Genomic DNA, 18,711 nt, shown 5'->3' on the forward strand with positions numbered 1-18,711 from the left:
GCGCCTGACCAGTTGGTTGACCGCGGGGACGGGTGGACTAAAGTGACGCGAAGCGGGAGCCGTGACACTCCGCACGGAACCCCACGCCCTCCCGTGCGCGGGTGCGTGCGTGCGGCTCGGCCTCCTCCCGCTCCGGGCCTCTGACGTCCTTTCCCGGCGAGCACGCGTGTCAGGGCGCGACCGGCGGGAGGGGCCAGGAAGCCCGCCGGAACTGAGAAGCTGTTGCCTCACCCCGGTCGGGTCGAGGTGGCGGTGCCAGGCCCCTCGACCCCCGGCCGGGGTGAGGCAACAGCTTCCGAGAGGGCACATGAGTACGAACGAGCGTCACGTCCCCGTCATGCTGCGGCGCTGTCTGGAGCTGCTGGCTCCGGCCCTGGCCGAGCCCGGCGCGACCGTCGTCGACTGCACCCTGGGCCTCGGCGGCCACTCCGAAGCGCTGCTCGACACCTTCTCCGGTGTCCGGCTCATCGGCCTCGACCGGGATCCGGTGGCGCTGAAGCTGGCAGGTGAACGGCTGGCCCCGTACGGCGACCGCGCGACGCTGGTGCACGCCGTCTACGACGAACTCCCCGACGTCCTCGGCCGCCTCGGCACGCCCCGCGTCCAGGGGGTCCTCTTCGACCTCGGCGTCTCCTCCATGCAGCTGGACGAATCCGGGCGCGGCTTCGCCTACTCCCAGGACGCGCCGCTCGACATGCGGATGGACCAGACGACGGGTATCTCCGCGGCCGAGGTGCTGAACACCTACCCGCCCGGCGAACTGGTGCGGATCCTGCGGGCCTACGGCGAGGAGAAGCAGGCCCGGCGCATCGTCGGTGCCGTGGTGCGGGAGCGCGAGCGCGAGCCCTTCGAGAGCAGCGGCCGGCTGGTCGAGGTGATCCGTGACGCGCTGCCGCAGGCCGCGAAGCGTACGGGCGGCAACCCCGCGAAGCGCACCTTCCAGGCCCTGCGCATAGAGGTCAACGGCGAACTCGCGGTGCTGGAGCGCGCCGTGCCGGCCGCCGTCGACACCTTGGCCGTCGGCGGGCGTATCGCCGTGCTCTCCTACCACTCGCTGGAGGACCGGCTGGTCAAGCGCACGCTCGCGGCCGGGGCGGGCAGTACCGCACCGGCCGGGCTGCCCGTGGTGCCGGAGCGCTACCAGCCCCGGCTCCGGCTGCTCACCCGCGGAGCGGAGCTGCCCGCCGAGGAGGAGATCGCCGAGAACCGCCGGGCGGCACCGGCCCGGCTGCGCGGGGCGGAGCGGGTACGGGAGGTCCTGCCGTGACCGCGCAGCAGCGACTGGCCCGGCTGTGGAGCCTGGTGCCAGCCGGGAGCCCGAGGGCCGCGCGAGCGCCGTTCGTCCTGCTGGTCGTGGTGCTGCTGGGATCCGGGCTGCTGGCCCTGCTGCTGCTCAACGCCTCGCTCAACAACGGCTCCTTCGAACTGGAGGAGCTGGAGCGGAAGAACAAGGAACTGAGCGACGAGCAGCAGGCGCTGGAGCAGGAGGTGGGCTCCTTCTCGGCACCGGGAGCGCTGGAGGAGCGCGCCCGCGAGCTGGGGATGGTGCCCGGCGGGGTTCCCGCCTTCCTCACGCCCGACGGCAAGGTGCGCGGGAGGCCGATGCCCGCCCCCACGGACTCCTCGGCCCCGCCGGCCGCCCCCGGAGCACCGGCCGTGCCCGAGGTCCCCGATCCCAGTGAGGAGGACGGGTGAGCGAGCGCCCGCGTCCGCGACGACCCGCCCCGCGCACCCCGGGGGGCCAGAACGGCGGGGGCTCCGGCAGCTCCCGTGCGGGTGACCGGGACCGCGCCGGGGACCGCGGCCGGGACCACGACGCCGCCCGGCCCCGCCCCAGGGGCGGCGGCACCGGCACCCTCCGGCTCGCGCGCCCCCGACCGCGGCTGCGGCTCGTCGGCGTCACCGTCACCTTCGTCGTGCTCATCTTCACCGCCCGGCTGCTCCAGGTGCAGGCGGTCGACGCGGGAGCGTTCGCCGACAAGGCGGCCGTCAACCGCCACATCACCGTCACCCTCGCGGCCGAACGCGGAACCATGACCGCGCGCGACGGCACCCCGCTGGCCACCACCGTCGACGCCTACGACATCACCGCGGACCCCTTCCTCTTCACCTCCGAACAGTCCGGCGTCCGCGACGCGCCCACGCGGGCCGCCGCGCTGCTCGCCCCGATCATCGGCGAGGACGCTGAGGACGTGGCCGCGAAACTGACGAAGGACACCCGCTACGTCGTCCTCGCCCGCCAGCAGACCCCGCAGGCGTGGCGGCAGATCCAGGACCTCAAGAGCGCACTCGCCGACAAGGCCGCCGGCGGCGACGGGGCGAACGTGCTGGCCGGGGTCTACTCCGAGGAGCACGCGAAGCGCGTCTACCCGAACGACAAACTCGCCGCCAGCGTGCTCGGCTTCGTCAACGCGGAGGGCGACGGGGGCGGTGGCCTGGAGGCACAGCTCAACGGGCGGCTCGAAGGGGAGAACGGCAAGATCACCTACGCGCAGTCGGGCGGCCGCCAGGTCCCCACGGCCGGGGTCGACGAGCAGGCGGCGGTGCCCGGCTCCGACGTCGAGCTGACCCTGGACCGCGACATCCAGTGGGCCGCCCAACAGGCGATCACCGAGCAGGTCTCCGAATCCAAGGCCGACAGCGGCTATGTGGTCGTCCAGGACACCACCACCGGCGAGATCCTGGGCATGGCCAACGCGCCGACCTTCAACCCCAACCAGATCGGCCAGGCCGACAGCGAGACCCTCGGCAACAGCGCCCTCCAGGACACCTTCGAGCCGGGCTCCACCTCCAAGGTGATGTCGATGGCCGCCGTACTCGAAGAGGGCGCCGCCACCCCCAGCACCCATGTGACCGTCCCCAACCGGCTGCCCCGCGCCGACCGCTCCTTCGCGGACGACATCGACCACCCCACCTGGCAGCTCACCCTCAACGGGGTGCTGGCCAAGTCCAGCAACATCGGCACGATCCTGGCGACCGAGCAACTGGGCGACACCCAGCCGCAGGCCAACAAGGTCCTCCACTCCTACCTGCGGAAGTTCGGCATGGGTGAGAAGACCGGACTCGGCTTCCCCGGCGAGACCCCCGGCATCCTTGCCGATCCCGAGGACTGGTCGGCCTCGCAGCAGTACACGATCCCCTTCGGCCAGGGCCTGTCCCTCAACGCCGTGCAGGCGGCCTCCATCTACTCGACGATCGCGAACGGCGGCGTACGGCAGGAGCCCACCCTCGTACGCGGCACCACCGGGCCGGACGGCCGCTTCTCCGCCGCCCCGAAACCCGACGAGCGACGGGTGGTCAGCGAGAAGACCGCCGGCACCCTGGGCAAGATGATGGAGTCCGTCGTCTCCAGCGACGAGGGCACCGGTACCGTCGCCCGCATCCCCGGCTACCAAGTCGCGGGCAAGACCGGCACAGCCAACCGGGTGGATCCCGAGACCGGCAGGTACCGCGGCTACACCTCCTCCTTCGCGGGCTTCGCGCCCGCCGACAAACCAAGGGTCACCGTCTACTGCGCCGTGCAGAACCCGCGCAAGGGCAGCTACTACGGCAGCGACGTGTGCGGACCGGTCTTCAAGCAGGTCATGGAGTTCTCCCTGAAGACCCTCCAGGTCCCGCCCACCGGCGCAGAACCCGACGGACTGCCCGTCTTCCACCAGGGAAACGAACCACACGGAGCGGCACGTGAGAACGATCACTGACGGCGCACGGAACCGCGGGAGCTCCCCGCGCCCGGCGCGCCCCTCACTTCGCGAGGGCGACGGTCTGCCCGGTACGCTCACCGCCGTGCCACAAGCTGATCAGAACCCCACCGCGCCCCCTCGCCCGGAACAGCTCCGCCCCGCACCGCTCGAGGTGCTGGCCGGACAACTGGGCGTCGAGCCCCCCGCCGGGGAGGCGGCAGCCACCGGCATCACCCATGACTCGCGCGCGGTGCGGCCCGGCGACATCTACGCCGCACTGCCCGGCGCCCGGTTCCACGGTGCTGACTTCGCAACCCAGGCCGCCGGCCTCGGCGCCGTCGCCGTCCTCACCGACCCGTCCGGCACCGAACGCGCCGCCGCCACCGGCCTGCCGGTGCTCACGGTCCCGGACCCCCGCCGCCGGATGGGCGCACTGGCCGCACGGATCTACGGAGATCCGGGCGCCGACCTGCTCCAGATCGGCATCACCGGCACCTCGGGCAAGACCACCACCGCCTACCTGATCGAGGGCGGGCTGCGCCAGGCCGCCCAGAAGGCCGGTGCGCTGACCGGTCTGATCGGCACGGTCGAGTCCCGCATCGGCGACGTGCGCCTCAAGTCCGAGCGGACCACGCCGGAGGCCACCGAACTGCAGGCGCTGTTCGCCGTGATGCGCGAGCGCGGCGTGACCTCGGTGGCCATGGAGGTCTCCAGCCACGCCCTGGTACTGGGCCGAGTCGACGGCTGCGTCTTCGACGTCGCCGTCTTCAACAACCTCAGCCCGGAGCACCTGGACTTCCACCCCGACATGGAGGACTACTTCCAGGCCAAGCGGCAGCTGTTCACCAAGGTCCGCTCGCGCGCCGGAGTCGTCAACTTCGACGACGAGCACGGTTTCCGGCTCATCAGCGAATCCGAGGTCCCGGTCACCAGCTTCTCCGCCGAGGGCCACCCGGACGCCGACTGGCGCGCCGAGGGTGTCGAGGTGGGCCCGCACGGCTCCACCTTCACCGCGGTCGGGCCCGAGGGCGTGCGGGTCGAGGCCGTCGCACCGCTGCCCGGCCCGTTCAACGTCGCCAACGCGCTCGCGGCCCTCACCGCCCTGGTCGTCGCCGGGATCGATCCGGAGACCGCCGTCCAGGGCATCGGCTCGGTACCGGGGGTGCCGGGACGGCTGGAGCGGGTGGACGCGGGCCAGCCCTACCTCGCCGTCGTCGACTACGCGCACAAGCCGGACGCCGTCGAGTCGGTCCTCTACGCGATCCGCAAGGTCACCGAGGGCCAGGTGCACACCGTCCTGGGCTGCGGCGGCGACCGCGACCCGCACAAGCGCACGGCGATGGGCGCGGCTCTCGCGCGGCTCTCCGACACCGCCGTCCTGACCTCCGACAACCCCCGCACCGAGGACCCGCTGGCGATCCTGGCCACCATGCTCGCGGGCGCCGCCGAGGTGCCCGCGTACGAGCGCGGCACCGTACTGCTCGAAGAGGACCGGGCGGCCGCCATCGAGGCCGCCGTCGCCCGCGCCGAGGCCGGGGACGCCGTGCTCATCCTCGGCAAGGGCCACGAACTGGGCCAGGACATCGCCGGAGTGGTCCGCCCCTTCGATGACCGCCAGGTGCTGCGCGAGGTCATCGAGCACACCATGCAGACCGAGCACACCATGCACACCATGCAGACCGAGCAGAAAGAGCAGACCGAGCAGAAAGAGCAGGACCCCCAGCAGAGCGCCGAGCCAGGCACTCCTCCTTCTACCTCCCGGACAGACGACCAGAATCGATGATCCCCCTCTCCCTCGCCGAGATCGCCGCCGCCGTCTCCGGACAGCAGCGCGACATACCGGACCCGGACATCCGGGTCACCGGACCCGTCGTGTACGACTCAAGGAAGGTCGCACCGGGCAGCCTCTTCGCCGCATTCGACGGTGAGCACGTCGACGGCCACGACTTCGCGCACCAAGCCGTCTCCTCGGGCGCGGTCGCCGTGCTCGCCACCCGCCCCGTAGGCGTGCCCGCGATCATCGTCGACGACGTCACCGCCGCCCTCGGCGCGCTGGCCCGCCGCACGGTCGAAGGGCTCGGTACCCAGGTGGTCGCCCTCACCGGCTCCGCGGGCAAGACCAGCACCAAGGACCTCCTCGCCCAGCTGCTGGAGCGGCTCGGCCCCACCGTGTGGCCCGACGGGTCGCTCAACAACGAGATCGGCCTGCCGATCACCGCACTCCGTGCCGCCGATGACACCCGCTACCTCGTCCTCGAGATGGGCGCCAGGGGCATCGGCCACATCCGCTATCTCGCCGAACTGGTCCCGCCGAAGATCGGGGTGGTCCTGAACGTCGGCGCCGCGCACATCGGCGAGTTCGGCAGCCGCCAGGGCACCGCGCAGGCGAAGGGCGAACTCGTCGAAGCGCTGCCCTCCGCCGAGGACGGCGGAGTCGCGGTGCTCAACGCCGACGATCCGCTCGTCCGCGCGATGGCCGCACGAACCAGCGCCCGGCTCCTCCTCTTCGGTGAGGCGGCCGACGCGGACGTACGTGCCGAGAATGTCCGGCTCACCGACCAAGGGCGGCCTGCCTTCACTCTTCACACACCCACCGGCTACAGCGACGTGACGCTGCGCCTGTACGGTGAGCACCACGTGTCGAACGCGCTTGCCGCGGCGGCCGTCGCCTGCGAGTTGGGCATGCCCGTCGAGGAGATCGCAGAAGCGCTCTCCGCCGCGGACACGCTCTCCCGCTGGCGGATGGAGGTCAGCGAACGCGCCGACGGCGTCACGGTCGTCAACGACGCCTACAACGCCAATCCCGACTCGATGCGCGCCGCACTCCGTGCGCTCGCGGCCATGGGCAGGGGACGGCGGACGTGGGCAGTGCTCGGTGAGATGGCCGAGCTCGGTGACGAGTCGCTCACCGAGCACGACGCGGTCGGACGGCTGGCCGTCCGGCTCAACGTCCAGAAGCTTGTGGCGGTGGGCGGCCGGGAGGCCGCCTGGCTCGACATGGGCGCCAAGAACGAGGGTTCGTGGGGTGAGGAGTCGGTGCACGTGTCCGACGCTCAGGCGGCGGTCGACCTGTTGCGCGGGGAACTGCGCCCGGGGGATGTCGTACTGGTGAAGGCTTCCCGTTCGGTCGGCCTGGAGCGCATCGCGCTCAGCCTCCTCGAAGGCGAGGTCCCCGTCCGATGAGACAGATCCTCGTCTCCGGAGTCATCGGACTCTTCCTCTCGCTGATCGGCACGCCGCTGCTGATCAAGCTGCTCGCCCGCAAGGGTTACGGCCAGTTCATCCGCGACGACGGCCCGCAGAACCACCACAGCAAGCGCGGCACCCCCACGATGGGCGGCATCGCCTTCATCCTGGCGACGCTGATCGCGTACGTGCTCACCAAGCTGATCACCGGCAGCCAGCCGTCCTTCTCCGGCGTGCTGGTGCTGTTCCTCTTCGCCGGCATGGGCGTGGTCGGCTTCCTCGACGACTACATCAAGATCGTCAAGCAGCGCAGCCTCGGCCTGCGGGCCAAGGCGAAGATGGCCGGACAGCTGATCGTCGGTGTCGGCTTCGCGATCCTCTCGCTGAACTTCGCCGACGCCCGCAATCTGACGCCGGCCTCGACCAAGCTCTCCTTCACCCAGGACTTCGGCTGGTCCATCGGCCCCGTGATCTTCGTCCTGTGGGCGCTGTTCATGATCCTGGCGATGTCGAACGGCGTGAACCTCACCGACGGCCTCGACGGCCTGGCCACCGGCGCCTGTGTGATGGTCTTCGGCGCCTACACGTTCATCGGCATCTGGGAGCACCAGGAGTCCTGCGCCAACCCGCTGAGTGCGGGCCCGGGATGTTACGAGGTGCGAGATCCACTCGACCTCGCCGTCGTCTCGGCGGCACTGATGGGCGCCTGCTTCGGCTTCCTGTGGTGGAACACCTCACCGGCCAAGATCTTCATGGGGGACACGGGCTCGCTCGCCCTCGGCGGCGCGCTCGCCGGGCTCGCGATCTGCTCCCGCACCCAGCTGCTCCTCGCCGTCCTCGGCGGCCTCTTCGTCCTGATCACCATGTCCGTGGTCATCCAGGTCGGCTCCTTCCGGCTCACCGGGAAACGCGTCTTCAAGATGGCGCCACTCCAGCATCACTTCGAACTCAAGGGGTGGTCCGAAGTCCTTGTCGTGGTCCGCTTCTGGATCATCCAGGGCATGTGCGCGATCGTCGGTGTCGGAATCTTCTACGCGGGCTGGGCGGCGGCCAGTTGAGCACCGAGGACTTCACGGGCCGCCGTGTCACCGTCGCCGGGCTGGGCGTGAGCGGCATCAGTGCCGCCCGCGCGCTGGCCCGGCGCGGTGCGGCGGTCACCGTCGTGGACGGCGGCGACAGCGAGAACCACCGGGCCACGGCCGGAGCTCTGGCGGCCGACGGCGTGCACGTACGGCTTGGGGACGGCTCCACTCTCCCCGAGGGCACCGAACTCGTCGTCACCTCGCCGGGCTGGAAACCGGAGAGCCCGCTCTTCGCGGCGGCGGCCGACGCGGGGGTGGAGGTGTGGGGCGATGTGGAGCTGGCCTGGCGCCTGCGCGGGTCCGGCGCGGCACCCTGGCTCGCGGTCACCGGCACCAACGGCAAGACCACCACCGTGCGGATGCTCGCCTCGATCCTGGAGGCGGCCGGGCTGCGCACCGCAGCGGTCGGCAACATCGGCACCCCACTGCTCGACGTCGTCCTCGGGGACGAGCCGCACGACGTGCTGGCGGTGGAGCTCTCCAGCTACCAGCTGCACTACGCGCCGAGCCTGCGCGCGCACTCCGCGGTCGTCCTCAACCTGGCCCCCGACCACCTCGACTGGCACGGAACCATGGCGGCGTACGCGGCCGACAAGGGCCGGATCTACGAGGGCAACCAGATCGCGTGCGTGTACAACGCGGCAGACCCGGCAACGGCCGACCTGGTGCGGGCGGCCGACGTCGTCGAGGGCTGCCGCGCCGTCGGCTTCACGCTGGGCACCCCCGGGCCATCCGAACTCGGCGTCGTGGAAGGCATCCTGGTCGACCGTGCCTTCATCGACAACCGCCGGGAGCAGGCCCAGGAGCTCGCCGAGGTCTCCGACATCACCCCGGCGGCCCCGCACAACGTCGCCAACGCCCTGGCCGCCGCCGCCCTCGCCCGTGCCTACGGCGTCGCCCCGGCGGCCGTACGGGAGGGGCTGCGCGCCTTCCGGCCGGACGCCCACCGCATCGAGCGGGTGGCCGAGATCGGCGGGATCGGCTACGTGGACGACTCCAAGGCCACCAACACCCATGCCACGGCGGCGTCGCTGGCCGCCTACGACCCGATCGTCTGGATCGCCGGGGGCCTCGCCAAGGGCGCCACCTTCGACGAGCTCGTCACCGGGGCGGCCGGGCGGCTGCGCGGTGCCGTACTCATCGGGGCGGACCGGCACCTCATCCGCGAAGCCCTGGCGCGACACGCGCCCGATGTGCCGGTGGTGGACCTGGAGCGCACCGACACTGGGGCGATGTCCGCGGCGGTCCAGGAGGCGACCCGGCTGGCCCGGCCCGGTGACACTGTCCTGCTGGCCCCGGCCTGTGCCTCGATGGACATGTTCACGAACTACAACAGACGTGGCGAAGCCTTCGCCGCCGCGGTCCATGCCCTGGCGTCCGAGCCGACCGTCGCCGGACAGTAGTCACCGGCGCCCCGGACTTCGGATCGCAGGAGTCCGGACCGCGGGAGTCCGGACCGCCGCACGGCCGACGGGGAGGAGAAACGGATATGACAGCCGACCGGCTCCCGGTCTCCCCGGCCCCGCCTCCGGCCGTCGTCCGCCCCGGTGAACCGCGGGCGTACGGTCGCGGCATGCCCGCACTCCTGCGCGGCGCCAGGCGCGCGGCCGCAACCGCCGTCACCGGTGCGACAGCTGCCACCGCCGCGCTGACCGGCCCTGCGCCCGCCGTCGCCGGCGGTGCTCTCCCCGGCGGCGTGCTCGCGCGTACCCGGGGCGACGGCGACCGCGCCGCCCCCCGCACGTCCGGCCGCCCCCGTCCTGCCGCAGAACGCAACGGTCGTACGCCCCGGGCGCGTACGGGCCGCACCCCCGCTGTCCCCGCCGCGCCCGCGCCCCGGCGTCCCCCCAAGCGCCCGCCAGGGCGGGAACGCGCCGGGGGCCTGCTCGGACGGTCGCTCACCCGGGCACGGCGGGCCTGGGACCGCCCTCTCACGGCCTACTACGTGATCCTGGGCGGGAGCCTCCTGCTCACCGCGCTCGGCCTGGTGATGGTCTTCTCCGCCTCCCAGATCCAGGCCCTGCAGTCCGGTCTCTCCTCCACCTACTTCTTCCAGAAGCAGCTGGTGGCCGCCGTACTGGGGGCCGTACTGCTGCTGATCGCCTCGCGGATGCCGGTCAGGCTGCACAGGGCTTTCGCCTATCCGCTGCTGGCCGGTTCCGTCTTCCTGCTCTGCCTGGTCCAGGTACCGGGCGTAGGGCGCTCGGTCAACGGCAACCAGAACTGGATCCATCTCGGCGGCCCCTTCCAGCTCCAGCCCAGCGAGTTCGCGAAGCTCGCCCTGGTGCTCTGGGGTGCGGACCTGCTGGCCCGCAAGGGCGACAAACGGATGCTGACGCAGTGGAAGCACATGCTGGTGCCGCTGATTCCGGTCGCGTTTCTGCTGCTGGGGCTCATCATGCTCGGCGGCGACATGGGCACCGCGATGATTCTCACCGCGATCGTCTTCGGCCTGCTCTGGCTGCTCGGTGCCCCCACCCGGCTGTTCGCCGGGGTGCTGGCCGCAGCCGTCACCATCGGCGCTCTGCTGGTCGTCAGCAGCCCGAACCGCATGGCGCGGCTGGAGTGCCTCGGCGCGACCGACCCGGGGCCCAGCGACCAGTGCTGGCAGGCCGTGCACGGGATCTACGCGCTGGCCTCCGGCGGCTGGTTTGGTTCCGGGCTCGGTGCGAGTGTGGAAAAGTGGGGTCAACTCCCCGAACCTCACACCGACTTCATCTTCGCCGTGACGGGCGAGGAATTGGGTCTGGCGGGGACGCTGTCGGTGCTGGCTCTCTTCGCGGCTCTAGGCTATGCGGGTATCCGCGTGGCCGGACGCACGGAGGACCCCTTCGTCAGGTATGCCGCGGGGGGCGTGACGACCTGGATCACGGCGCAGGCCGCGATCAACATCGGTGCGGTGCTCGGCCTGCTGCCGATCGCCGGTGTCCCGCTCCCGCTGTTCTCCTACGGAGGTTCCGCCCTGCTGCCGACGATGTTCGCCATCGGGTTGCTGATCGCTTTCGCGCGTGGCGATCCCGCTGCTCGAACGGCACTGGCCAGGCGGCAGCCCGTACTCTTCGGCAAGGTCGGCAAGTCCGGGAAGACCGGTGAGCCGTCCAAGCCTGGTAAGGCTGGCAGGAGTGCCGAGGCCGGCGGGGGCCGGGCTGGGGTGAGATGGATGACGATGAGACGGCGCGCCGATCGGCGCCCGTCCGGAGAGCGGTGAATTTCGGTGCATGTCGTACTCGCCGGCGGGGGGACCGCCGGCCACATCGAGCCCGCGCTCGCCCTCGCGGACGCCCTGCGCAGGCAGGACCCGACCGTGGGCATCACGGCCCTCGGCACGGAGCGCGGGCTCGAGACCAGACTCGTCCCCGAGCGGGGTTACGAGCTGGGACTGATTCCGGCGGTGCCGCTGCCGCGCAAACCCACCCCGGAGCTGATCACCGTCCCGGGGCGGCTGCGCGGCACGATCAAGGCCGCGGAGCAGATCCTGGAACGCACAAAGGCGGACTGCCTGGTGGGCTTCGGCGGCTATGTGTCGCTGCCCGGCTATCTGGCCGCGAAGCGGCTGGGGGTGCCGATCGTCGTGCACGAGGCCAACGCCCGGCCGGGCCTGGCCAACAAGATCGGATCGCGCTACACGCGCATGGTCGCGGTCTCCACCCCGGACAGCAAGCTGCGGCACGCCCGCTACATCGGCATCCCGCTGCGGCGTGCCATCGCCGTTCTCAACCGGGGGGCGGTGCGGGCCGAGGGGCGGGCCGCCTTCGGGCTCGACCTCAACCTGCCGACGCTGCTGGTCACCGGCGGGTCACAGGGCGCGCGCAGGCTGAACGAGGTCGTGCAGTCGGTCGTCCCCCAGCTTCAGCGCTCCGGCATCCAGGTCCTGCACGCGGTGGGTCCGAAGAACGAACTGCCCCAGCTCGACCATATGCCCGGGATGCCGCCCTATGTGCCGGTACCGTACGTGGACCGGATGGACCTGGCGTACGCAGCGGCCGACATGATGCTCTGCCGTGCGGGTGCGATGACCGTCGCGGAGCTGTCGGCCGTCGGGCTGCCCGCCGCGTACGTCCCGCTGCCGATCGGCAACGGCGAGCAGCGGCTCAACGCCCAGCCGGTCGTGAAGGCCGGAGGCGGGCTGCTCGTCGACGACGCCGACCTGACGGCCGACTGGATCAGGAGCAACGTGCTCCCGGTGCTCTCCGACCCGCACCGGCTGCATGACATGGCGCGTGCCGCCGCCGAGTTCGGCCGCCCGGACGCCGACGAGTTGCTGGTCGGCATGGTGCACGAGGCGATCGCAGCACGCCGGCAGGGCTGAACGGGCTGCTGCCCGGTGTGAGAAGGCAGGGAAGGAAGCGTGGCCGGACCGACGAAGACCGCCGACCGGCAAGGGCGTGCGAGCGGGCACCCTCCGCGCCCCGCCCGCGCCTCCCGCACACCGGGCACACCGGGTGCTCCGTCCACGCGCCGGGCCCGGTTCCGCTCCCGGCTGCCGGGCCGGCGCACCGTGGTGATCCTGCTCGCCCTGGCACTGCTGCTCGGCGGGTTCGGGGCCTGGGCGCTCTACGGTTCGAACTGGCTTCGGGTCGAACATGTCTCGGTCAGCGGCGCACGGGTGCTGACGGAGGAACAGGTCCGCGAGACGGCCGACGTACGGCTCGGCTCTCCACTCGCCTCGGTCGACAAGGACGCGGTCGAGCGGCGGCTGCGTCGCGGACTCCGGCGGATCGACAGCGTGGAGGTCGTGCGGTCCTGGCCGCACGGAGTCGGCCTGAAAGTGACGGAGCGAAAGACGGCGGCAGTCCAGAAGGAAGCCGGAGAATACGTCGAAGTGGACTCCGAAGGGGTGCGTTTCGCCACGGTCGACAAGCGGCCCGAGGGCGTTCCGCTTCTGGACATGGAGGCACGGCAGTCGGCCGGTCTCCGCCACTTCGGGGCGGACCGGCTCCGCCGTGCGGCGGTGCGGGTCGCCACTTCCGTGCCAGAATCCGTAGCCCCGCACCTGAGGTCCGTCCGGGTCCGCTCCTACGACTCCATCACTCTGGTGTTGACTCAGGGCCGTACGGTGCGGTGGGGGAGCAGTGCGCGCGGCGCCGCGAAGGCGAAGTCGCTCACCGCGCTGATGAAAGCGGCCGGAGACGCCGGTCACTTCGATGTCAGCGTGCCCAGCGCCCCTGCGGCCGAACGGAGTTGACGCAAATACGTGCAGGCCAGCACCCTGGATGGCTACTGCCCGGTCTGATCACATAGGGTGAAAAGAAAAACGGGAGGTTCGGCGTGTTCGTTGAACACCCAGCACTTGTCGACTTAGTGTCCGTTGCGAAGACTCCAAGAAGTCCAGGCACTGGTAACCCTAAACTTCACAGTTAGGGTTCGGGTCGGCATACGGACCGCCCCACAGGGATACGTAACTCGAGGCGAGAGGCCTTCGACGTGGCAGCACCGCAGAACTACCTCGCAGTCATCAAGGTCGTCGGTATCGGCGGCGGTGGCGTGAATGCCATCAACCGGATGATCGAGGTCGGTCTCAAGGGCGTCGAGTTCATCGCGATCAACACCGATGCGCAGGCCCTGTTGATGAGCGACGCCGATGTCAAGCTCGATGTGGGCCGCGAGCTGACTCGCGGCCTCGGCGCGGGCGCCAACCCCGATGTCGGCCGCAAGGCCGCCGAAGACCACCGTGAGGAGATCGAGGAGGTCCTCAAGGGGGCCGACATGGTCTTCGTCACGGCGGGCGAGGGCGGCGGCACCGGCACCGGCGGCGCCCCCGTCGTCGCGAACATCGCACGCTCGCTCGGCGCGCTGACGATCGGCGTCGTCACCCGTCCGTTCACCTTCGAGGGCCGTCGCCGCGCCAACCAGGCGGAGGACGGCATCGCCGGCCTGCGCGACGAGGTCGACACCCTCATCGTCATCCCCAACGACCGGCTGCTCTCCATCTCGGACCGCCAGGTGAGCGTGCTCGACGCGTTCAAGTCGGCGGACCAGGTGCTGCTGTCCGGTGTGCAGGGAATCACCGATCTCATCACCACCCCCGGTCTGATCAACCTCGACTTCGCGGACGTCAAGTCCGTGATGTCCGAGGCGGGCTCCGCGCTGATGGGCATCGGCTCCGCCCGCGGCGATGACCGGGCGGTGGCCGCGGCCGAGATGGCGATCTCCTCGCCGCTTCTGGAGGCGTCCATCGACGGCGCCAGGGGGGTGTTGCTGTCCATCTCGGGCGGTTCGGATCTCGGTCTCTTCGAGATCAACGAGGCCGCCCAGCTGGTCAGCGAGGCAGCTCACCCGGAGGCGAACATCATCTTCGGAGCCGTCATCGACGACGCTCTGGGAGACGAGGTCCGGGTCACCGTCATCGCGGCCGGCTTCGACGGCGGCCAGCCGCCGTCCAAGAACCGCGACAAGGTCCTCGGGGCGTACTCGAGCCGGGACGAAGGAGCCGCCGCACCGCCCCGCTCCACTCCTGACGCCGACACCGGCCGCGAGCGGCCGACCCTCGGTGTGCTCAGCCCGCGCGAGGAGGAGACCGCACCGGTGGCCGACTCCTCCCCGGCCGGCGGGGAATCGGGCCCGCCTCCCGCTCCGCCGCAGGTGCCGTCGGCCCGTCCGTACCAGGACAGCCAGGCGGAGGAGCTGGATGTGCCGGACTTCCTGAAGTGATCGGCCGGCAGTGATAGCAAAGTACGACACAGCGAGCGGCGCCCACTTCGCCTCCACCGACCGGTGGGGCGGGGTGAGCGCCGCTCCTCGTGCGACCCTCAATCTCGGCGGCGCGGTCGGCGACGACCCGGCGTCCGTAGGGGAGAACCGTGCGCGGGCGGCTGCCGCGCTGGGCCTCGATCCCGCCCGGGTCGTCTGGATGAACCAGGTGCACGGGCGGGAAGTCGCCGCCGTGCGGGAGCCGTGGGCCGGCGCGGGCGATCCGGTGGACGGAGTGGTCACCGCGCGGCGCGGGCTCGCGCTGGCGGTGCTCACCGCCGACTGCACCCCCGTGCTGCTCGCCGATCCGTCCGCCGGGGTCGCGGGCGCCGCGCACGCCGGCCGGCCCGGACTGGCCGCCGGAGTGGTGCGGGCGACGGTCGAAGCGATGACGCGCCTCGGCGCCGACCCGGCGCGCATCGAGGCGCGCACCGGCCCGGCCGTGTGCGGGCGCTGCTATGAAGTACCGGCGGCCCTGCGCGATGCGGTCGCCGAGGTGGTGCCCGAGGCGTACGCCACCACGAGTTGGGGTACTCCGGCGCTCGACATGGCGGCGGGCGTGCGCGCCCAGCTCGCGGCGATGGGTGTCACAACCCTGGAACAGTCCACGGTCTGCACGAAGGAGTCAGCCGACCACTTCTCCTACCGACGGGACAAGAACACCGGGCGACTTGCGAGCTATGTCTGGCTCGACGCTCCCGGATCCGCCCGCCTCGCCGAGGCTGGTTCCGACCGCGAAGAGGGTGCCGAGTGACCGATCGCAAGGCCGAGCTGGCCGACAACCTCGCCCGGGTGGAGGAGCGCGTGGCCCGCGCGTGCAGCACGGCGGGGCGCAGACGCGAGGACGTCACGCTGATCGTGGTCACCAAGACCTACCCGGCGAGTGATGTGCGGCTGCTCGCCGAACTCGGCGTGCTGCACGTCGCGGAGAACCGGGACCAGGATGCCGCCCCGAAGGCGGCCGCCTGCGCGGACCTGCCCCTGGACTGGCATTTCGTCGGCCAGTTGCAGACCAACAAGGTGCGATCGGTGACCGATTACGCCAGTTTCGTGCACTCCGTCGACCGGCCTCGTCTGGTCACCGCTCTCTCCGGAGCGGCGGTCCGGGCCGGCCGGGAAACCGGATGTCTGATCCAGGTAACCCTTGACGGTGAATCAGGGGACGTCGGCAGCCGGGGCGGTGCGCCGCCGGAGCGGGTTGCCGACCTGGCGGGCGAGGTGGCGGCGGCCGAAGGGCTGCGGCTGGCTGGCGTGATGACCGTCGCGCCACTGACCGGCCCCTACGCGGGGCGGCCGGGGGCGGCGTTCGAGGAGCTGTGGGATATCTCAACCCGCCTGCGTGCGGCCCATCCTGCTGCGAACATGGTGTCTGCCGGGATGAGTGCGGATCTCGAGGAGGCAGTGGCGGCAGGTGCGACACATGTACGCGTCGGCAGTGCGGTACTCGGAGTCCGACCGAGGCTCGGGTAACGTCGCCAAGCAAGTCGGACCACAGCAGAATATATGGTCATTCCCATCAAATTGGACAGATGGGAAGGCCGCGTGGATTCATGGCCCCTGGTGACGGAGCCGATCCACCACAGAGCGGAGGACGCAGAGAATGGCCGGCGCGATGCGCAAGATGGCGGTCTACCTCGGCCTCGTGGAGGACGATGGGTACGACGGCCGGGGCTTTGACCCCGACGATGAGTTCGAGCCCGAGCCGGAGCCCGAACGCGACCGCCGGAGACATCAGCCCCAGTCCCACCACTCCTTGCAGAAGACCGAACCCGAGGAGCAGGTAAGGGTGATGCATCCGCCGGCCCAGCGGGAGCGTGAACCCACCCCGGCACCGGCAGCAGTTGCGGAAAGTGGACGAGTCGGGAGGATTGCTCCCGTGTCATCCATCACACCTGAACGTCAGAACCTGGAGAAGAGTGCGCCGGTGATCATGCCCAAGGTGGTGTCCGAGCGGGAGCCGTACCGGATCACCACACTGCACCCACGGACCTACAACGAGGCCCGTACCATCGGGGAACACTTCCGTGAGGGCACCCCGGTGATCATGAATCTGACCGAGATGGATGACACGGATGCGAAGCGACTTGTCGACTTCGCGGCCGGTCTCGTGTTTGGTTTGCACGGAAGCATTGAACGGGTGACACAGAAGGTCTTCCTGCTGTCTCCTGCTAACGTCGACGTCACGGCGGAGGACAAGGCCCGCATCGCAGAGGGCGGGTTCTTCAACCAGAGCTGAGACGCAGGATCAAGGGAAGCGGCCGCAAGGCCACATGAGCCAGGGGAGAGGCAAGCCGGGATGGAGACCGCACTGCAGGTGATCCAGATCGTTTTGTACGTTTTCCTACTCGTGTTGATCTTCCGGCTGGTGATGGACTACGTCTTTCAGTTCGCCCGCTCATGGCAACCCGGCAAGGCAATGGTGGTCGTTCTGGAGGCCACCTACACTGTCACCGATCCGCCACTCAAGCTGCTGCGGCGGTTCATTCCGCCGCTGCGCTTCGGGGGCGTGGCGCTCGATCTGTCCTTCTTCGTGCTCATGATCATCGTCTACATCCTGATCAGCGTCGTGGCCAGGCTGTGAACGAGCGAGACGGTCTTGCCGATATGCCGACGACTTACGTTGAGGTGAAGAGATGCCACTGACCCCCGAGGACGTGCGGAACAAACAGTTCACGACCGTCCGGCTCCGAGAAGGCTATGACGAGGATGAGGTAGATGCCTTCCTCGACGAGGTCGAAGGCGAGCTGACCAGACTGCTTCGGGAGAACGAGGACCTGCGCGCCAAACTGGCTGCGGCGACTCGTGCTGCTGCCCAGAACCAGCAGCAGGGCGGCATGCGTAAGCCCGAGCCGCAGGACCGGCCAGGCGGGCCGCCCGTACCCGCCGCCATATCAGGTCCGCAGCCGGTGCCGCCGCAGCAGCAGCACCCGGGTCAGCAGCATCCGGGTCAGCAGCATCCCGGACAGCAGGGGATGGGTGGACCTCCCCAGCTGCCCGGCGGCCAGCCGCAGCTGCCTCCTGGTCCCGGTGGCCCGCAGGGTGGTCCGGGCGGACCGCAGGGTGGACCTGTCGGTCCCGGTGGTCCGCAGGGCGGCCCCGGCGGTCCCGGTGGACCCGGTGGTCCGCAGGGCGGGCCGATGGGCGGTCCCGGAGGCCCTGGCGGCCCCGGGGTTCCGCAGCAGATGCAGGGCGGGCAGATGCCCGGCCAGCAGCACCCGGGCCAGCAGATGCAGGGTCAGATGCAGGGTCAGATGCCCGGTCAGCAGCAGATGCAGGGCGGCGGTCAGAACAACGACAGTGCCGCACGCGTCCTGTCGCTTGCCCAGCAGACTGCCGACCAGGCGATCGCGGAGGCCCGTTCCGAGGCCAACAAGATCGTCGGCGAGGCACGCAGTCGCGCCGAGGGTCTGGAGCGGGACGCCCGCGCCAAGGCCGACGCCCTGGAGCGGGACGCGCAGGAGAAGCACCGTGTGGCGATGGGCTCGCTCGAGTCCGCACGCGCCACGCTGGAGCGCAAGGTCGAGGACCTGCGCGGCTTCGAACGCGAGTACCGCACGCGGCTGAAGTCTTACCTGGAGAGCCAGCTGCGCCAGTTGGAGAACCAGGCGGACGACTCGCTGGCCCCGCCGCGCACGCCGGCCACTGCGTCGCTGCCGCCGTCTCCGTCGATGGCCTCGGCCGGTGCACCCACCGGCGGTGGCGGCTCGATGGGCGGTCACCAGTCGATGGGCGGCAACCAGTCCATGGGCGGCAACCAGCCGATGGGCGGTCACTCCGGTCCCGGCGGCGGCCATGGCGGCCACCCGCAGGGCGGCGGCCAGACGTACGGCGGCGGGCAGCAGCAGATGTCGCCCGCGATGACCCAGCCGATGGCGCCGGTGCGTCCGCAGGGCGGCCCTCAGCCGGTCCAGCAGGCACCGTCACCGATGCGGGGCTTCCTGATCGACGAGGACGACAACTGATCAGCCACTGATCGTCGGCACGAACGGCGGGCCGGGCCTTGGAGCGTGAGCTCCGGCCCGGCCCGCCCTTCGTGTGCCTGGCTGCCGGATGCTGTTGTCCTACCCCGG

The 18,711-nt window shown here is 70.8% G+C and carries 16 protein-coding genes; all 16 read left to right on the forward strand.

Going from position 1 to position 18,711, the window contains the following annotated elements:
• The first annotated feature begins 307 nt into the window (after positions 1-307).
• The 16 genes from rsmH (at position 308) to LHJ74_RS26430 (ending at position 18,603) form a co-directional block, all read left to right on the forward strand.
• On the forward strand, positions 308-1,267 hold the full coding sequence (rsmH, locus tag LHJ74_RS26355; protein ID WP_260220739.1) for a 16S rRNA (cytosine(1402)-N(4))-methyltransferase RsmH: 960 nt from the start codon (positions 308-310) through the stop codon (positions 1,265-1,267).
• A complete protein-coding gene (gene ftsL, locus LHJ74_RS26360) occupies positions 1,264-1,695 on the forward strand; it encodes a cell division protein FtsL (protein WP_260220740.1) in 432 nt (143 codons plus the stop codon). Before rsmH ends, ftsL begins: the two co-directional genes overlap by 4 nt.
• On the forward strand, positions 1,692-3,701 hold the full coding sequence (locus tag LHJ74_RS26365; RefSeq protein ID WP_311203352.1) for a peptidoglycan D,D-transpeptidase FtsI family protein: 2,010 nt from the start codon (positions 1,692-1,694) through the stop codon (positions 3,699-3,701). Before ftsL ends, LHJ74_RS26365 begins: the two co-directional genes overlap by 4 nt.
• On the forward strand, positions 3,685-5,466 hold the full coding sequence (locus LHJ74_RS26370) for a UDP-N-acetylmuramoyl-L-alanyl-D-glutamate--2,6-diaminopimelate ligase (protein ID WP_260220741.1): 1,782 nt from the start codon (positions 3,685-3,687) through the stop codon (positions 5,464-5,466). The genes LHJ74_RS26365 and LHJ74_RS26370 overlap by 17 nt, the downstream gene beginning before the upstream one ends.
• Entirely contained in the window at positions 5,463-6,866 is a 1,404-nt protein-coding gene (locus LHJ74_RS26375) for a UDP-N-acetylmuramoyl-tripeptide--D-alanyl-D-alanine ligase (protein WP_260220742.1), read from the forward strand. The genes LHJ74_RS26370 and LHJ74_RS26375 overlap by 4 nt, the downstream gene beginning before the upstream one ends.
• On the forward strand, positions 6,863-7,927 hold the full coding sequence (gene mraY / locus LHJ74_RS26380; protein ID WP_260220743.1) for a phospho-N-acetylmuramoyl-pentapeptide-transferase: 1,065 nt from the start codon (positions 6,863-6,865) through the stop codon (positions 7,925-7,927). Before LHJ74_RS26375 ends, mraY begins: the two co-directional genes overlap by 4 nt.
• Entirely contained in the window at positions 7,924-9,354 is a 1,431-nt protein-coding gene (gene murD / locus LHJ74_RS26385) for a UDP-N-acetylmuramoyl-L-alanine--D-glutamate ligase (RefSeq protein ID WP_260220744.1), read from the forward strand. Before mraY ends, murD begins: the two co-directional genes overlap by 4 nt.
• Positions 9,355-9,524: 170 nt before the next feature.
• Complete coding sequence (gene ftsW, locus LHJ74_RS26390; protein WP_260220787.1) at positions 9,525-11,159, forward strand: putative lipid II flippase FtsW; 1,635 nt, start codon at positions 9,525-9,527, stop codon at positions 11,157-11,159.
• A gap of 6 nt (positions 11,160-11,165) precedes the next feature.
• Positions 11,166-12,260 (forward strand): undecaprenyldiphospho-muramoylpentapeptide beta-N-acetylglucosaminyltransferase, encoded by a 1,095-nt coding sequence (murG, locus tag LHJ74_RS26395; RefSeq protein WP_260220745.1) that lies wholly within the window; start codon positions 11,166-11,168, stop codon positions 12,258-12,260.
• 39 nt (positions 12,261-12,299) lie between these two features.
• On the forward strand, positions 12,300-13,136 hold the full coding sequence (locus LHJ74_RS26400) for a cell division protein FtsQ/DivIB (protein WP_260220746.1): 837 nt from the start codon (positions 12,300-12,302) through the stop codon (positions 13,134-13,136).
• A gap of 239 nt (positions 13,137-13,375) precedes the next feature.
• Entirely contained in the window at positions 13,376-14,602 is a 1,227-nt protein-coding gene (gene ftsZ / locus LHJ74_RS26405; protein ID WP_260220747.1) for a cell division protein FtsZ, read from the forward strand.
• A 10-nt stretch (positions 14,603-14,612) separates the two neighbouring features.
• Positions 14,613-15,395 carry a peptidoglycan editing factor PgeF gene (gene pgeF / locus LHJ74_RS26410; RefSeq protein WP_260220748.1) on the forward strand — a complete coding sequence of 261 codons (783 nt, stop codon included), beginning with the start codon at positions 14,613-14,615 and terminating at the stop codon, positions 15,393-15,395.
• Positions 15,392-16,111, forward strand: a complete 720-nt coding sequence (locus LHJ74_RS26415; RefSeq protein ID WP_260220749.1) for a YggS family pyridoxal phosphate-dependent enzyme — start codon at positions 15,392-15,394, stop codon at positions 16,109-16,111. Before pgeF ends, LHJ74_RS26415 begins: the two co-directional genes overlap by 4 nt.
• Before the next feature lie 130 nt (positions 16,112-16,241).
• Positions 16,242-16,877, forward strand: a complete 636-nt coding sequence (locus tag LHJ74_RS26420) for a cell division protein SepF (RefSeq protein ID WP_260220750.1) — start codon at positions 16,242-16,244, stop codon at positions 16,875-16,877.
• A gap of 60 nt (positions 16,878-16,937) precedes the next feature.
• The gene (locus tag LHJ74_RS26425; protein ID WP_260220751.1) at positions 16,938-17,222 is read left to right on the forward strand and encodes a YggT family protein; all 285 of its coding nucleotides are present in this window, start codon (positions 16,938-16,940) and stop codon (positions 17,220-17,222) included.
• A 52-nt stretch (positions 17,223-17,274) separates the two neighbouring features.
• Positions 17,275-18,603, forward strand: coding sequence for a DivIVA domain-containing protein (locus LHJ74_RS26430; RefSeq protein WP_260220752.1), 1,329 nt, complete (start codon positions 17,275-17,277; stop codon positions 18,601-18,603).
• Positions 18,604-18,711 lie beyond the last annotated feature (108 nt).

It is taken from the genome of Streptomyces gossypii (genome assembly GCF_025165795.1).
In the GTDB taxonomy this organism is placed as follows: domain Bacteria; phylum Actinomycetota; class Actinomycetes; order Streptomycetales; family Streptomycetaceae; genus Streptomyces; species Streptomyces gossypii.

Bases quoted from the DNA above. Each gene is read 5' to 3' on its own strand.
- rsmH (WP_260220739.1), top strand. From the start codon at position 308: ATGAGTACGAACGAGCGTCACGTCCCCGTCATGCTGCGGCGCTGTCTG.
- LHJ74_RS26375 (WP_260220742.1), top strand. From the start codon at position 5,463: ATGATCCCCCTCTCCCTCGCCGAGATCGCCGCCGCCGTCTCCGGACAG.
- mraY (WP_260220743.1), top strand. From the start codon at position 6,863: ATGAGACAGATCCTCGTCTCCGGAGTCATCGGACTCTTCCTCTCGCTG.
- ftsW (WP_260220787.1), top strand. From the start codon at position 9,525: ATGCCCGCACTCCTGCGCGGCGCCAGGCGCGCGGCCGCAACCGCCGTC.
- LHJ74_RS26420 (WP_260220750.1), top strand. From the start codon at position 16,242: ATGGCCGGCGCGATGCGCAAGATGGCGGTCTACCTCGGCCTCGTGGAG.
- LHJ74_RS26425 (WP_260220751.1), top strand. From the start codon at position 16,938: ATGGAGACCGCACTGCAGGTGATCCAGATCGTTTTGTACGTTTTCCTA.
- LHJ74_RS26430 (WP_260220752.1), top strand. From the start codon at position 17,275: ATGCCACTGACCCCCGAGGACGTGCGGAACAAACAGTTCACGACCGTC.